Source organism: Legionella cherrii (assembly GCF_900635815.1).
GTDB classification, from domain to species: domain Bacteria; phylum Pseudomonadota; class Gammaproteobacteria; order Legionellales; family Legionellaceae; genus Legionella; species Legionella cherrii.
This window is the reverse complement of the sequence record NZ_LR134173.1, coordinates 1,720,924-1,738,150: the sequence shown is the minus strand read 5'-3', so window position 1 is coordinate 1,738,150 and position 17,227 is coordinate 1,720,924. Positions and strand designations below refer to the sequence as shown.

The window sequence follows — 17,227 nt, the reverse complement described above, 5'->3', positions numbered from 1 at the left end:
AGTAATCGGCAGGGGGCAGTTCATCCCATGTCCAAACTGGAAGGAATAGACTCGATATGTCTAAAAGCATGGTAATTTCAAGGGACTTCTTTAATTTGCAAAAAATTTATCCCTATCTCATTCTTTATTTTATCCTTTTACTGTTGATAGCACCAATAAACATCTTGTCGCTTGATACTTATTATTATTGGGATTGGAGCCGCCACCTCGCCTTATCCTATTATGACGGCTCTCCTATGATTGCTTATTTTATTAGGCTTTCAACTTCATTATTTGGCCATAATCTCTTTGCTTTGTGTTTTGTAGGCATTACCATAACTGCGGTCACATGTGGCATTATTTATAAATGCGCCCGCTTTTTTTTATCCCACGAAGCAAGCTGCATCGCCATGCTGTCGTGGCTCTTTTCACCGCTGGTCACCCTCGATATTCTGAAACAAACTACCTACGACACCCCTCTTACTTTATTTTGGGCATTAACCCTTTATTACACGATAAAATTTATCCATACGAATAAAACAAGAGATCTCTATTTTATAGGGATCAGTGCCGGACTCATGATGTTATCCAAATACACGGGCATTGTTTTAATACTCTCACTACTCATTTTTTTAATTTCCACTCCGTACCGCTCAATTTTTAAAACAAAACATTTTTATGTTGCTATTTTTCTTGCCATTATTATTTTTAGTCCGGTTATCCTCTGGAATTATCAAAATCATTGGCAATCATTTATTTACCAGTTAACCACCCATAAACTCAATCATGCAACGTCCCCTTTTTCCCATACAATCAAAACCTTTTTTAACTCGTTTGTTCCATCCTTGAATATAATGCTGCTTCCGCCCTTTTTTGTGCGAAATACAGAGTTGGATGAGAAAAAAGCACTGATGGTGAAGTTATGCCGGATTGTTTGTTTCACTTTCCTCTGTTTTTACTTATATACAGCAACCAAAGCGGAGATTAGAGATTTTTGGCTTACACCTTATTTAATCAGCAGCGCGCTTTTATTGGGATATGGACTCACCACATTTCATTACCAAAAATTGGCAATGGTTTTGATCGCTTCCTATGCCGTATACAGTATTTTTGTTTTAATTGACAATACCTCAAAATTTAATTTACTCAACTCAAAAAAACTTGTTTTTTATCATTTAATTCAAAAATTTAATGCATCATACCCTCAATTACCAGACACAATTCTTACTTCAGGCTGGTTTGAAGCACGCATGCTTTTTTTCCTGCATAATAAACCCAACATTTATACCTTAGGTTGTGGTACTGAGGAAAATCAATATGCTTTATGGGGCAATGAGATCAATCAACGAATTACAGATAAAACATTAAAAGAAGCGATGTATATTGATCGGTATGACAGGTCAAGTTGCTTGGAACAATATTTTGATCAATGTCAAAAGCTACCTACCCCTACTTATCCTTTTAAACATAAGGAATACGCACTTTATGTGTATCAATGTAAAAATTTTTAGAACATAATTACCCCTCTCCCTTTAGCGGGAGATGGGTGTGTATCATGCCAGGCAAATCTGTTCTTTTCATGTCGTAACCCGAACCTGGGTTTTCATAGGAACAATGATCCACAAAGAATTAAATCATAACGTTTACAGTTGCCTCATCTTCTTTTAATGTATTCATCAAAATATGGTACCATCCATGTGATTAGAACTTGATAAGGAATATCGATGCTTAAATTATTTTTTCTTTTTATGGCCTTGTTTTCTTCGGTTTGTTTTGCTGATGAAAAAGAAATTGCGATTACTATGGATGACCTACCTCTTGTTGCTTCAAGAATGAATACCCCAGGAAATCGGCAGCGCTCCACCGAACGTTTTACTGAAATTGTGCAAACATTCCAAAAATATAATGTTCCAGTCATTGGTTTTGTGATTGCAGGGGCTATAGAAAAGGGTCAATGGGAATTTCTAGAACAATTTCGCAAAGCAGGTTTTATGTTAGGTAATCATACATACTCACATTATGACCTGGATCAAATCAGCGCATCAAAATATATTGCTGATATTGATCGGGCGGATAAAATTCTTACCCCCATAATGACCACCCCCAAATATTTCCGTTATCCCTATCTGGCGGAAGGCAATAAAGGTAAAAAACAAGAAGTATTTGATTATCTTAAAAAGCATAATTATACGATTGCCCCCGTAACCATTGATTCTAAAGATTTTGACTTTAACGAAATGCTTTATAAAGTCCCTTATCGCTCACGAGTGAATTACATTCAAAAAATAAAACCGCGTTATCTGGCCTATATATGGAAGCAAACATTACGAGCAGAGAGAGAGGGTAAAGGCAGAAAACAAATATTATTAATTCATGCGAACCTTTTAAATAGTTATGTATTAGGCGATATTTTGGAAATGTATCAAAAAAATGGATATAAATTTATCAGTTTAACCGAAGCACTGAAAAATCCGGCTCCGGGCATCAATTTTTCTCCCACCCTGAAAAAAGATACTTTAGGAGAGACGCTGGAAAATGAACTCATCGATCTTCCTAAACCAAAACAAAATTATGTGACACCTGAGTAACAGTCTTGGTGTGGTTGAATTAAGTAACAGGGTCATTCTCGCGTAGACGGGAATTCATCCTTGATTTAGTTTAGGTTCGCTTAGAAATAGATCGCCCCCTGGGGCGATGACAATTTTGTGTGCAGTGACTTGATGGTGCTTTGCTGAACTCAAGCGATACCAAGCTACAAAATAACTCTAAGTGGGTAGACCAGATTACACGCAGTGGTAAACTGGATTAAAGCTTCATTAGCGTATTTCTTGGCGCTAATAAGAGCTACAATCTTACTAAGCAAGATAATTTTTTTAAACAGGAGGTTTTATGTTAATACTTGCTATTGTTTTATTTCTTGCTGCAGCACTCTGTGGCCTCTTTCTTTTAACAGCGGTACTACAGGATAGGCCTGTTAATCAATTAGCGAAAACCCTCCATGGAATTTGTGCAGGATTAGGATTAGTCATTATAATCGTCTACATGCTCTCGTTTATGACAGGACAGGCTTTAATCCTTAGAGCTAGCTTCATCATCTTAATTGTTGCTGCATTAGGAGGATTAACCTTCGTATCACTTGCTAAGAAAGGGAAACCGATTCCGAAAGTAGTAGTAATTATTCATCCAATAATTGCCATCGCCGGATTAATTGCTTTGATAATCTATGTACTACCCTAAGATATGTAGATCATAACTTCGAATATGCTGCGTTTCGGTGCTCGAAAACGCAGCACTTTAGCCCAAGCTGAGGAATTTCCTAATTACTCTGGTTCAAATCTGTTTTTTAAACGTTCACGAAGTGATTCCACCAGCACTTTGGATGCTTTGTCTGGTGATCCTGAATTAAAAGGAGGCTCAGGATCATACTCAAGACCAAGTTGTAAACTTTGTGCAATGTTTGCATCGGTAAGTTTCGCAGCAAGATAGAATGCCATATCAATACCCGCCGATACTCCTGCGGCAGTAATGATTTTACCATCTAGGACAAATCGTTTATGAGTGGGTATGGCTCCCCAATGGCTTAGCCGATTCATCACTGCCCAATGGGTTGTTGCCTTAATCCCTGATAAAATTCCTGCTGCCCCAAGGATCAAACTCCCAGTGCACACTGAAGTAGTCCATAAAGTATTTACATGAATTTTTTTAATCCACGTGAGTATTTCAGAACAGTCACGCAATGCAGTCGCATTACCTGCGCCCGGAATCAGTAGCACATCAGTATGCGAAATCTCGTTTACTGCATGCTCCGCAATCAGAGTAAGCCCGGAACAAGTACGTACTGGTCCCTGATTCAAGGCCACTCTGTGCACTACAACTTCTGGTAAGCGACTAAGCACCTCATAAGGGCCAATTGCATCCAGAGCGGTCATTCCTTCATAAAATAAAAAAGTAATGTGTAGTGGCTGATGCATTCCATTTATCCCTTCTTAACGAATTGAGATTTTAATTTCATGGCACCAATACCCTCAATTTTACAATCGATATCATGGTCGCCTTCGACCAAGCGAATGTTCTTCACTTTTGTGCCAACTTTGACTACCTGTGACGATCCTTTGATTTTTAAATCTTTAATTACGGTAACTGTATCTCCGTCTTGGAGAACTTGCCCATGCGCATCTTTAATAATGCGTTGTTCATTCTGGCTTTGCTCCTCTAGGGCATCTTTCGCCCACTCGTAAGAACATTCCGGACAAATCAATTGATTTCCATCTTCATAAGTATACTCTGAATTACATTTAGGGCATTGAGGTAGTGAACTCATATTTTTCCTATTCAAAGACTTACAGTATACCAAAAATTGAACTAGTCTCCTACACCAGTAATAAGCAAATGGCGTTGTTGTGGTTGATATCGATGCTCATAAAGATAAATTCCTTGCCATGTACCCAAAGCTAATTTCCCCTCGTGTATCGGAATAGTCAAGCTGCTTTGAGTTAAGACAGTACGAACATGTGCGGGCATATCATCTTTTCCTTCAATGACATGTTTGAAAAGAGGATCGCCATCAGGCACTAAGCGGACTAAGAAATTTTCCAGATCCCTACGAACTTGGGGATCATAATTCTCACAAATGATTAAAGAGGCACTGGTATGCTTGAGAAATAAGTGGCATAAACCGTGCTTTATTGTCGTTTTTGAGAGAAAAGACGCTACTTCTGCGGTAATATCCTCAGTTCCACGACCTTGGGTATTAAAAGTAAGAGCAAATTGTTCGATTTTCATAGGATTAAGCGTTTATTCATGACTTCATTTACTATCGCAAAATTTGGGTCATGATTCAAAGCAAATTATCAGGCTCTACCACAGTCCCCTTAACTAGAACTGTTTTGTGCCGGGATTTATCTCCTCGTTTTAAGGTGACTTGTCTTACAGGTACTTTAAAAAGCTGTGCAACAAACTGCAACAATGCCTTATTGGCACGACCTTCAATGGGTGGCGTATTTAAACGGATCTTAAGTGCTCCTTCATGAATGCCTACAATTTCTGTTTTTTTGGCACCAGGCTGCACATATAGACGAAGTGTGAAACCCTCCACATCGCGTTGATACCACACAGTACAATGATTCCTTAGTTTTTATAGAGCAAATTAAATCATTAAAAATTCCCCTCTCTCGCTTGTCGGAGAGGGGATATTTCATTGGAAATGCGGCCTTATCTTGACAGACAGCAAATTATTTAATTGGTTAAACTAAAGTAAGACGCTACTTTTCCCATAGTTTCAAGGGCACCGTTATAAGTTTTACCAAATAAGCCCATCTCAGCCTGTGCCTTACCGCGATTAAGCTCTTCCATTTTTTCCTTTGTTTTCTGCATCTCAGCAGTATGGCTGAAAAAAGAGTCCGCATGAGTTGCAACACTCGTTTCTTTTTTGCCAATTTGAGATTGAAACCACGATTTCGCTTTAGGCGCGGGATTTTCTTTAGTAATGAGACGAACAGGAAGAGTTCCATCACTTAACTCTTGAGCCAGATTATCCCCTGCTTGTTGTAATTGCTCCAGTAACACCGCGTCATCCGTCGCAATTGCATGCCGAATTGTGGCATCACGAACGATCATAAACATTTTTGTGTAATCAACACGCTTGCTTTCTTTCGCATGTTCCATATTTTTCTTGGCAGTGACGTATGCTAATTTATCACCCTCCATAATAATGCGCGGATCTTCTGCAAAAAGTTCAAGAATATTCGAGCGCCCAGTAGATAAAATTGCGCCAATTGTTGTTTGAGTTGCCCCAGAACCTTGATTTTCAAAAGTAAGATTAGGTTGTTTTGCAATAAACCGAATCAAATCTAATGGTGGTACAACAGCAAGAACAACTCGTCTGAGAAGTGACCTTCCATTAGTATCTACTGCATTCACCAATTCAGGATGTTTCGTAATCAGTTTTTCTACTTCGTCGTATTTTTTTTCAGCCACAGCTTGCCATAATGATTCTTCTTGAGGTGACATATTTTTCTCCCTATCCTAAAAAATAGGTCATATTATACCAAAAAAAAGGCATGCTGTGATATAGTCAATCAATTGTTGCACAAAAAGTATTACATTCCAACACTACTTTGGGGATTATTTTTTAATTGAATTATTGAGGAAAGACTATCTTTTACATGATCCAAAGGCTCATAATCTATCCCTAAATCACAAGCATCACAAATTTTTTGAATATGAGAAGGGTTCGCCCTGTCAAATCCTATTGATTTTGCATCTTTAATTAGAACTTCAATCTCCTGTATTTTCGCTAAAACTTCGGCCCCATACTCTTGCTGCAATTCCTTTAAAATACTGGATAATTCTTTTAACATGGATTCATAATGGCGCTGTTTTTCCGGATCAAAGGTAATGAATTCTGTCCCATCTCTTACGGAGTTCATAAAAAAGCGATACCGATGGACGTTGTGTGGATTTTCCTCAGCAGCGATTGACTGATTTTCGCTTTGATCAATCTCCTGTTCGGGTGTACTTAATTTCGCCTCAATCCTTTGCTCTTCAGGCAGAGAGGTCGCTTGCAGCTTTTTGTCATCAGGCAAGGTATCTTGAGACATTTTCTCGCTGCTATGCTCATCAACAGGCATAAGCGATTCTACTTCAATTTCTCCCTCTGCTGACAAAGGATTGGCATGAGGATTATCATCCTTGGGAGTTGTAGCTTGCGGCATCTTCACGGTTTTATGCTCAACCACAGTCATAAGCGATTCTACTTCCATGTTTCCCTCCGCTAACAAAGGAGCGGCTTGAGGATCATCATCCTTGGGAATTGTAGCTTGCGGCATCTCGCTGCTATGCTCAACAACAGGTATGAGGGATTCTACCTCAATTTTTCTCTCTGCTGACAAAGGAGCGGCTTGAGGATTTTCATCCTTGGGAGTTGTAGCTTGCGGCTTCCCCATACTTAGGCGTTCTACGTCAGATATGTGAGATTGTCTTTCGACTTGCTGTTCTTCAGTTAAATCCATAGTAGGATTAGAAATTATGGGACCCTCATCAGGATTTTTTTGTTTTAAAGAAGAACTGTCTGAGGTGAGCATCATAAAATCCGCACCCTCTTTGGGTGCTGCAGCAATCATCTGCTTCATTAAATTGACATTCAATTCAAAACGTTTTCTTACATCTTCTGGTAATACCGGTTGAACAATACCCGCGATGGTTTCTAATTCTTTATTGCATTGACTTAATAAAAGTTGGGTTGCCTCATAACCTTCTGCTTTTTTTAGCCCATCTTTATATAACTTTAATTGACGTATGCCGGCATCTAACCGGCTTACTTGCTCTTTATCCAATTCATCGACAGGACATTTTTTCAATTCATCAAGGATAGAGTTCAAACTCGAACTTATATCCTCTAAAGCAAGTACACGCGCATTTTCATAATGAGTAGACAGAGTCTGCATCTCCTGTTCCCACTGGAGCTGAATTGTTTGACTTTCCTTTTTAAAATTTTGGATGTTCTCTTGATGCTCCTCGTATATTATTTTTAATTGTGGCGACTCATCACGCATTTCTTCAAAAAATTGCTCAAGAATTTCTTGAACCTCTTTGAGTTTTTCCTCTTTAAGTTGACGGTGCTTTTCAATAATCTCAATATTTAGCATCGCTACATCGGATTGCTCTGTAGCTAAAGGGAGAAGATGATTTAATTCGGTCTCCATTTCTTCTTTTTTTGCCATGATGCTCTGATAAATGGCAATTGCCTTTTGTTTTTTTACCTCATTAATACGCTCATCTTCAACGATTAGGTCTAATGCCTTGCGCATTGAGGTCATATGTTCCTCATAAGTGGTATCCATTAATTTAATGTGTTTCATATGATGAACATAGGTAATGCGCTTCATCTCCTCTTCATAATATTGATACAAATCCATATTTGTTAGACCATAAAGCGATTTTTCCCATTCAGATGCAGGAAGACGATGAGGCTTAGGTTCCTCAGGCTGTTGTAGGATTGTAGATTCTTTTTTTCTCGGTACGTACACAAAATCCTGGAGTTTTGCTGCTGCTGCCTTAGCATGCTCTTTTTCTATCTCATCAAGTAATGCACGTTCTTTCGAAAATAAATCCTTATCTTCAAAGAGTTTGCGGATTACATCAAAACGCCCCGTAACCGTAAGAAAAAAAAGTAGATTGTGTTCGCATAAATGAATAAATTCACTAAAAATCTGTTCATTTTGACGAATCACATCGTTTTTATTTTGAACCCCATTAAGCCTTCTGAGCCATCCTAGATAAGATACCAAAAGAGGATACGTTGCTTCAGATAACTCATGTTGTTTTAAAATTGCATCACTTGGATTGCCCATTACTCTTTTTAAATGTTCATCCGGTGATAGATGAATGCTTCCCATTGCCCAACACCCTGCTCATATTTTATCTAAGTATAGTATTTTTTTGCCTCACTGATTTAAATTGAGTCAATTGCGGATTCATTGGTAAACAAAAGAATGACTGAACAGGGGACACAGCGACTGAGCTAAAGAACTCAGCACAGAGGATGAAAGCCCTTCTCCTTGTTGCATCATCCCGAACAAAGTGAGGGATTATCATGCTGTAGCGTCGGGTTACCCTGGGGAGATCCCTCGTTACACGCGGGATGACGGAGGGGAGAACACTTTAGTGTCGAACATTTTTAGGAAGATAATTAATCACACAATAGCTTAAACATTTAGCGTTGGTAATCTCAAGGTCACGAAAATAGGTGATTTCTTTAAAATAAAAATCAAAAGTTTCCTGTATCGCTTCAAAATATCCTTTAATAAGCACAGAATAACGCATTTTTTCAGTATGATGAATTTCGAGTAATTTGGAATATAGAAAAGTAATCTCATGGGTACATTGGGTATGTGCTATTAAAGCAACATCAAAACAGTTGGCTTCACTCAATTTGATTTTAAATTTATTAATAAAAACAAGCATGTTGGAAATACAAAAGTTAATTTTTTCTATTTTTTCTTTATATACCTCACCTAATACATCAGGTATTGAATAAATCATTTCTCGTAAAAAAATTAAATCCGCTATGTAATTCCCTAATACATTGTGTTTCTTCGTTTCAATAAATCGTGCTTGCCACTCGACTAAGTGCATCACCGTACGTTTATAAGCAATCAGTTCCTTTTCTTTGGAATTATCTCCTGTAGAAACAAGGTTACTTTTTTTCAACTGTTCTATATGGCCCATCACCATAAAACATGCATTTTTAATATCTTCGAATGTTAACGACTCGAAGTTATTTGTTTCAATTTTTTCACTGATATTATCAATGATTGTTACTACATCACGGGATAACATTGCTGTTCCAAATCAGACATCTCCTAGATCTGAGTATAGTTCAATATTTGAACAACAAAGGAGCGAATTATAGAAGTTTTTTGATAATAACCACATAGTTGCAGTTTTTAAAACACATAGCGCCAGGTACAGCGCTACTCTGTTTATATATTAAATGGCACTATTTCAAGAGATGAATGATTCAATTCTTGTGGCACAACAGGTATAGGGTTCTCTTGATGAGGTAAATTCACTACTTGTACCGCTTTAAACGTCATGAGTTGCTTTTCAAATTCAAAAAGATCCGCCGCATGAGTAATGCGCTTGACATAAACACTACCTCTTTGTTCTTCCTCTTTTATTTTTTCATTGAGGAAAATAATTTGTTGGTTTAATGACTCAACTTGATCCGCAGTTTTTTGCCGTAATTGCTCAAGTTGACTGGCAAGCTCACTCTGCTTTTTCTCAATTTGAGAACGAAAAACACTCTCTAAATTTACGGTAGGTTTGTTGACTAGGTAATTAAATTCGATACGCCAATCATCCATAGTTTCTGGGGTAAAAACATAACTTGATGCATAAGAATAAATCTTACCCACTAAAGATTTCGTTTTCATCCCTTCAACGATTCGCTCACGCAAATCCTTAAGTCCTATTTTCAATATAATATCTTGAATTTTTTCAATTTCTTCTTCTTTTAAGTCAGGAAACTCAAGGGTTTTGACTAAGTCTCTGTCGAGAAAACTATTGCGAATGTTTTGAGGAAAAGAACTCAAGTCCCCAGGCTTTTGATCGACAACCCAACCTTTTAAAACAAGAATATCATTGACCTGATCTTGAAATTGCTTCGGAAATAGCTCTTTAGTAGCTGTAATTTTTCCTTTAAATTTGAGTAGCGGTAATTGCTCTTTTATCAATTGCTCCAGCAGAGTGTTTTGCACATTGGCTTGGATTAGCTTTACTTCTAGAGCTTTTCGCTCTTTAGTTAACTCGCTCGCACGTGAATTATATTTGGTAAAATCATCAAATAAAGCATGGGCGCCAGAACCTTCAATCACTAAATCAAAATAATCACTAAAACCATTATGTCCTTTTTTAAGTGTCACATGGTCTACATTAAATCCGTTTAATCCAGTCAGTTTACCCTTAAGATTCTCAGCTTTGCATGTAAGGTACTTACTCGTGTTAAGTAATTCCCTATGCTCCTGACTAAATTTCTCGAACAAACTGCGAACCTTTCCGCGCAAATGGGCGACTGGCGTTTGTAATGGAGAATGTTTTTCAGCAAGCTCTGCTACTTTATTTGAGAGAAAGTAATACATTTCATAAAAAGCATAGATTGTATTATTTTCAGTTTGCATTGCCGCCAATGCCCTTTTAATCAGTTTCCATTCATTTTTTCCAGGTAAGCTGGAATCTTCATATTCCAAAACGTCAAACGTAGTATTCAATTGTTCTTTCATTACGTCATAAAGGGCTTCTTCTTTGCTATGGTGAATAAAATCAGCATCCAGTTCGTTTTCGCCTGAACCGATAGCCGTTAACCCATCAAGAGTCGCCAAAGTATTTTTGATTAAGGTACGTGTATTTTTATGCCCCAAAAAAGGAAATATCCATAATCCTTCAAGCTGCAATTCTTGTTGTGCTAATACCTTATACAAATTCTTAATTGCAATTTGTTTCCCATTAAGATCATTTGCTTCTTTTAATTGCTGCACTGCATCTAATATAGCTTCTGCAGCAGCTGCAGCGGTAGAGCGCTCAAGCAAATACCCTAGGCCACGATTTTCTATCTTTGCCCAAGATAAAGTCGTTTCCAACTCATCGACCAGTTCTACGACAACGTTATCCAAATAAATTGTTTTTAAATTCTGAAGTTCATCTGGTTCTTCAAGATCTGCTTCTTTAAATACGCGCAACATCTCATGAATTATGGGTTGCATGGCATATTTTTCAGTAAATTGCTCTTCAGGCAAATATTTATTGGCATAATCCCGCAAACAAACAATGAGATTATCAAAATTTTGTGCCTGGGCAACTTGAGCAAGCAATATGGAACGCACCTTTTTATTTAAATAAGGATTATTTTCTATGATACGCTTGATATCTGCAGCAAATAAAACCACCTGATTTTTAGCAAAATCATTACGATATGAATCGACATTACCATCGGCAAATCGCAACATTGCTCCATTGACATCCAATCCGGCCAGGAGATAACGATGTGCTTTTTTCTTCTCCACCAGCATTTGTTTTTTGTTTTCACGTACTGCTATTCGACTTAGCTTCAATTGCTCATGCAATGACACTCCGCCCAAATATTTACAACGCAAATCATTAACTGAGCCCTCTATAATGACTGGCGTTGCTTTTTCTTTAAGAAAGGCCCGTTTCTGCACCCAAATCAAATTTACAGCGCCTTCATAAGCAAGCACCGCATGATCCAAAATCATTCTCTGCTGGTGTTGTTTGACATCCGAACGAGCATAGGGATTTGGGTATTTTTTTTGCGGATCAGTATGTTCCAGACAATCAATCCATTTTTTATTCAAATCAAGAATTAAATCCTCTCTTTGTTTCAATAATTCAACATCCAGAGTTCTCCATTCAGCTTTAGGATAAACAAGATGCAGAAACTCTTTCCATTCTTGGAATTGTTGTAAAACAACATTCTGTATTTCAGAAACCTTCTGAGTGTAATAACGCTCAACAGTACCCTCTTTAGTTTTTTTAGCTAATTCTTGATGTTTATTTTTTGGTTGCGATGAGATTACAAACTGAGCATTCATGCCGAACTGACTGCATTGCTCGGCTAACTCATCCTTTTTACTTACGGATTTAGAAAGCGCAATAATACGACCCTGCTTTTTATAATCATCAATCAAATCCTTGGTTGAACTTGAATCGACAAAACGCATCTCCGGCTCAATAGTAAACTCCCAATCCGGATTTTCCTGTTGTAGTCGAACATGTAGAAATTGATGGATCAGATAGGTAAAACCTTCTTGAGATTCTTTTTGGCTCAAGGGAATAGCAGAATGGACTGCAGTGTCAGAAGCTGAAATAACAAAATCCTCTCCTTCAACTAAACGTTGGGCCTCTATAGCTGAATTGATCCATAAACTCAATTGCTCATCAGGTATGGAGCTTAACTGCACCTTATGCTGACCTGTTGGTGTATGCCGGTCCAAAAATTCTTTTAACCGTTCGACATCCAGACCCTCACTCCAAACTGTACCTTGACGTAGAGTTTTAAATTTTTGCTGATGAATAAATGCATGGACAAGTGGATAAATCCAGGCATAGGAATGATTCTCATCGGCTTGAACGAGATGATATATCGTTTTTTGATTTAATTTTGAAAAATCAGAACCACAAAGAATTAAATTACTTGATACAGGATGACCGTCTTTATAAGCGATTAAATGTTCATTATCAACCTTGGCTCGAGAGCGGTATAAAGCCAAATCGCCTACAGTAGAATAATTTATCCCACCCACTTGATACGTTCCTTTAGGGGAATCCGCGCTAATCCGGCCTGAAGCAATACCGAGCGAGGTCAAAAAATCTTGAGTCCCTTTATCATCATGAGTCACCCTATCTCGGTTGGCGGTGCACACATCAATGGTTCCACCCTCAGCCTCAACCCACTGCATGACAGCAAGTAATGTTGCACTGACATCAGCTTCCTCGGTCTCAACTTCCATCAGCATATTGTTCTGCTGGCCTTTAAGCGAGACTAAAACGGAAATAAGGTGCGTTGTATCTGCAAATATTCCAGTAGCCCGGAAATACTGTTCACGTAATACTGCAAGCAATTTTACCTGGGCTTTTAATTTTTCTTGAGCATCAAGACCAGGTCTTCTTATGGTGTCAATGAGTATATAGAAAAAGTCACGTAACTCATCACGGCTGACTCGAGTTAAATTCTCGTATTTGAGGATGGCCTGCTTTGAGGGATCATCCCCTACAACCAGCGTAAATGGTTTACTTCTACCTATAGCATTGATGTAGGTAATTTGTTGTGCTAGATCATACTGTTCCTGGCTACTTAAAGACGTTCCCTCAATACTGTCTCGAATATTGCCGATAACTCGCATGATTTGTGAGCTGTCAAATTGCTCATCAAGAATTTGCTCGCTATCCTTTATGATCATACCAAATTCATTGTTTTTTGACGCACGAGCTGATTTTGGATCTTTATCCAACGCATCGATATAAGCCATCAGCTCATAATCATACCCATTTAAGGCATGGATAAAACCATCCATCTCCGGATAAGGTGGTGCATCAAATAATTTTGCCAGTTTCTTTAGATTGTATTGATTTAATTCAAGTCTTGCTTGCACTTCTAATAAGCGATGAATGTTTTTATCTGTTGCACGCTCACCGAATATAAGTAATATTTTTGAGCAGATATTTAAATCAGAATCGTCCATACCGTTTAACTTATCAACTAAGTTAAGAAACGTCTTTTCTTTGCCGTTGGTACAAGTTTTCATTAATAAAATAAGCGTAGGAACCAGTGAAGGTACCTTTGCTTTAGCCTGAGTAATTGATGTAATTTTCTCAACCATTGTTTTTAGTAATTGTTCATCAACATCAGGACCTGCTTTTTTTATGACTTCAATTAACGCATTAAATAAAGCGTTAGAGTGCTTTTCATCCACCCCAGCTAAAGATTTAAGAGCGATTATTTTCTTCAATGGAAATAAAGAGTTTTGCGTTAAATTATAAGTGCAGGACCAACGCAATAAAGATTCGTACGCTTCTTCACCCAAAATTCCGCGGTAATTTGTTAAATAATTAATCTCACTCAAAACCTGATGCAATTGTCTTCCAGAATATCCCGGTGCATCTTTTAATATTTTGCATATTATTGCTAGAGGAGATGCAACTGAAAGTGGCTCGTCTTGACTTAGGGTATCCAATAGAGTCTGTATTTGGACTACAGTAAGCGCTTTTTTTCCTGGTACTTTGGGCTTGATTTCATCAGCTAATGCTGAAATACAACGACGAAAATCGATACTGTTTTTATTTTTAATGCGGGTGAGTGAATTAATCAAACCATTCGCGTCTTCTAATCGCTGCCTCAATTCTAGAAACCGCTCATCGATTGAAAGATCGGTATCTAATTCTTCAATGTGTGTTAATAGAAAATCCTCAAGCTCCTTATTGGATAGCTGCAACGATTTTAAAGCAGCGCTTAAGCAGGATTGTAAACTTGCCATTATTCTTGGTTGCAGCGCAGTCAAAAAAGATTGCTCAGGAAAAAATTCATCACCCAAGACATCCGTCATTTGTATTGTTGCTTGAGGAAACCCAGATAAAGTCCAAGAAAACATTCTACTGCTCAATAATTTCTTAACTTCTTGCTCTTCTTCAGCCAAAGCATTGAGAACTGCTCGTGGACTAAACGGTTGAAGGCACAAATAATACAACACGAGATTATGTGCATCCATCCAGGGCTCCAGATACCCTTTTATTTTTTCTGGTAACGCAGCCAATTTCTTTTCGAGTTGCCATTGCTCATAGTTTTGTCTCATCAGGCTAAAAAAATCGATTGCTGTTTCATTAACCGATTCTTTGCCTATTTTTAACTCAGGCAATTCCGTGTGTACTATTTCAAGAATACTTGCTTTTTGATCTTCCACTTCAGTAAAATCAGCTTTCCTGACTGAATCAACAGTTTTTATGAGTTGTTCTAGAGAAGGCAGGCGATAAGAAGCTTCTATGTTAATATCGGCCAGAATCGATAATAACTGCTCTCTACGATCGTCTTGCATCGCATGCACCGCATAGGCAAGCGTTTTTATTTTAGTCTCAAACTCACTATCTTCTGCATCTTGTTGCGTTACTTTCGTTATTTCATCATCCAATAAGGAAAAAAGTACAACAATCCGGGATAATGTTTGAGGTTGTTCCTGAAAAAGTTCAGGCAAAAATCTAGCCAGTTTAGAGGATGAAACTAAATGGTTGAGCAAATTGGTATAAGAAAATTTTTGGATGGGCACATTGGCCTGCTCCATTGCCAAACGTCGCTTATAATGATCAAGAACCAATCGGGCCACATCACCAAATTCAGCCGTCAAACTTAAAGCGAGAGCACTCACCTTTTGAAACTCATGACGTGCTTGGTCGGGAGCTTGGACTTTTGTTTTTTGCAGGTGTACCAGGACATCAACAAGCGAATCCAACTCATCCGCCGTAGGCATTGATTCCCAGTTTTGAAGCGCCAGTGATTTTGCGATACCTGAAATTAACGTGGATAATTCATGTTGCAAGTCCTCATCAAACTGCTCAGCTGTGGCAATCAATTTGCCGACTAGTTTTTTAATCGACGTATCAGGATATTCAGTATGTGTAACACCACGTTGACCGGTGGTCAACAAAATGACGACATTGAGTAATAGCGCTTTATTTTGATTATTTAGAGTATTATTTTTACTTATTTCTCGTTCAATTTTTTGATAGACATCCAGACTGAATGCCGATTCTTGTGTCCCGATAAAACGATAAAAACGTGTGATGAACTCTTCATAGGAACAATCAACAGGAGTCAGCCAGTCACTCACTTCCCTAGGCATTGTAGGAGTCGAATAATCTGGAATCTCGTCATCGACATCAGCCCTTAAATTCATATGCCGTGATACCAACTGATAATTATAATCACGGCTGGCATAATAGGCACTGCGAACATCTAATCTATCTAAATACCTCAGTTGCTCTTCCGGATCGCCACTGTTATTTATAACGAACAGCAAGCAATCTAAGGCAGACTTCATGTGTTTGATATTTTTTAAAGTACAGGAGAAGGGTAACTTCAGGTTCTTGCTCTCCAACTGCTCTAAGAAATAGTTATAAGCTGCAAATAAATCATTAAAGTCAGTTGGAGCTCCTGTTGCTTTATGTTGAGCAACTAAAGTAAGCCACCATGTTTTCTGTTCACTGCTTAATTCACTCAATTTTTTCAGGTTTGCTAAACCTTGAGGAGACATTAATGCAAGATAGTGTTCCGGTTTATCGAGAAATAACGCATCAAAATCCTTGAAAAATTCCTTTTCATGTAATGTCTTAATCTGTTGCAATAAAAGTAAAACTCCGTCAGCTCCAGTATGAATGAGCACATGAGCAAGGCCTTGATAGTTACGATCAGTTAAAGGTAAAACCTCTAACAAGCTTTTTATGCGTTTCAATTTTGGTGCATCATGTTCTGCTAGCTTAGATACAAAAAAAATAAAAGCTGCCTGGCGTTGCCCGGGTAAACTCGTTTCACTCAGTAAAGAGTCAAATTCTGCCTTATACCGCTCAATGGACTCTGAGTCTTTTTTTAAATAGATAAATTGTTGGTACGAGCCAATAATGTGGCGCACATCTTGATGAGGGACCTCAGGGGCGAGTGATAAAGGGCTTATTTCAGGATGTTGATATGGAGCCTCATTATTTTTTCGCTTTCTGAGAGTCGCTTTTTGTTGTTGATGCTGATGCTCAAGGGGAATTTGGTATTGAAGCTGTAAACCAATACTCGAATTATTTGTACCCTCAACCCAATTTTTTTTGGCTTTTCGTATTTTAGGACTATAAGGTTGAATGGGTGACTTTGATAACTCTATGATTTGTTGTTGGAATTCAAAATGAAATTTTTGACGTTTACTGAACAAATAGGCATTATCAAAAGCTAATTGATACTGCGACTGGTGAGGGGGAAATTCGAATTTGTAAATTCGAGAACGCTCTGGGCTTAAAAGAAATGCAAGTAATTCCTCGTAATGTTTTTGAGAAAATGCGTCACATTCCAAGGCGACCGTTACTTCTCCTGAAATGAGCTTATCTTGCTCATATGTAACTTCCAAGTGGGTAGTAAAATCCTTGACCTTATCAAAACTATCTTCGCCCACAGTGATTTTCATGTAACCAGGTCCCCCAAATA

The 17,227-nt window shown here is 38.1% G+C and carries 11 protein-coding genes; 3 read left to right on the top strand and 8 right to left on the bottom strand.

Annotated features, from left to right (window positions below):
• Positions 1-56 precede the first annotated feature (56 nt).
• The 3 genes from EL022_RS07460 to EL022_RS07450 all read left to right on the top strand — a co-directional run bounded on the left by EL022_RS07460 (position 57) and on the right by EL022_RS07450 (position 3,216).
• Entirely contained in the window at positions 57-1,490 is a 1,434-nt protein-coding gene (locus EL022_RS07460; RefSeq protein ID WP_081776913.1) for a glycosyltransferase family 39 protein, read from the top strand.
• A 213-nt stretch (positions 1,491-1,703) separates the two neighbouring features.
• The gene (locus tag EL022_RS07455) at positions 1,704-2,567 is read left to right on the top strand and encodes a polysaccharide deacetylase family protein (protein WP_028382297.1); all 864 of its coding nucleotides are present in this window, start codon (positions 1,704-1,706) and stop codon (positions 2,565-2,567) included.
• 301 nt (positions 2,568-2,868) lie between these two features.
• Positions 2,869-3,216 (top strand): hypothetical protein, encoded by a 348-nt coding sequence (locus EL022_RS07450; protein ID WP_028382298.1) that lies wholly within the window; start codon positions 2,869-2,871, stop codon positions 3,214-3,216.
• 83 nt (positions 3,217-3,299) lie between these two features.
• On the opposite strand, the gene EL022_RS07445 is transcribed toward EL022_RS07450, so the two are convergent.
• From EL022_RS07445 to EL022_RS07410, 8 genes are all read right to left on the bottom strand, one after another.
• Positions 3,300-3,950, bottom strand: a complete 651-nt coding sequence (locus EL022_RS07445) for a DJ-1/PfpI family protein (protein ID WP_028382299.1) — start codon at positions 3,948-3,950, stop codon at positions 3,300-3,302.
• Between the two features lie 5 nt (positions 3,951-3,955).
• The gene (locus EL022_RS07440; protein WP_028382300.1) at positions 3,956-4,300 is read right to left on the bottom strand and encodes a zinc ribbon domain-containing protein YjdM; all 345 of its coding nucleotides are present in this window, start codon (positions 4,298-4,300) and stop codon (positions 3,956-3,958) included.
• 41 nt (positions 4,301-4,341) lie between these two features.
• Positions 4,342-4,761: a secondary thiamine-phosphate synthase enzyme YjbQ gene (locus tag EL022_RS07435; RefSeq protein ID WP_028382301.1), complete on the bottom strand. Its 420-nt coding sequence runs from the start codon at positions 4,759-4,761 to the stop codon at positions 4,342-4,344.
• A 55-nt stretch (positions 4,762-4,816) separates the two neighbouring features.
• Positions 4,817-5,092 (bottom strand): DUF167 domain-containing protein, encoded by a 276-nt coding sequence (locus tag EL022_RS07430; protein WP_028382302.1) that lies wholly within the window; start codon positions 5,090-5,092, stop codon positions 4,817-4,819.
• Between the two features lie 122 nt (positions 5,093-5,214).
• Positions 5,215-5,988, bottom strand: coding sequence for a hypothetical protein (locus EL022_RS07425; RefSeq protein ID WP_028382303.1), 774 nt, complete (start codon positions 5,986-5,988; stop codon positions 5,215-5,217).
• An 89-nt stretch (positions 5,989-6,077) separates the two neighbouring features.
• On the bottom strand, positions 6,078-8,375 hold the full coding sequence (locus EL022_RS07420; RefSeq protein ID WP_028382304.1) for an MICOS complex subunit MIC60: 2,298 nt from the start codon (positions 8,373-8,375) through the stop codon (positions 6,078-6,080).
• A gap of 265 nt (positions 8,376-8,640) precedes the next feature.
• A complete protein-coding gene (locus EL022_RS07415; protein ID WP_028382305.1) occupies positions 8,641-9,318 on the bottom strand; it encodes a hypothetical protein in 678 nt (225 codons plus the stop codon).
• A gap of 143 nt (positions 9,319-9,461) precedes the next feature.
• Positions 9,462-17,207 carry a hypothetical protein gene (locus EL022_RS07410; RefSeq protein ID WP_035901220.1) on the bottom strand — a complete coding sequence of 2,582 codons (7,746 nt, stop codon included), beginning with the start codon at positions 17,205-17,207 and terminating at the stop codon, positions 9,462-9,464.
• Positions 17,208-17,227 lie beyond the last annotated feature (20 nt).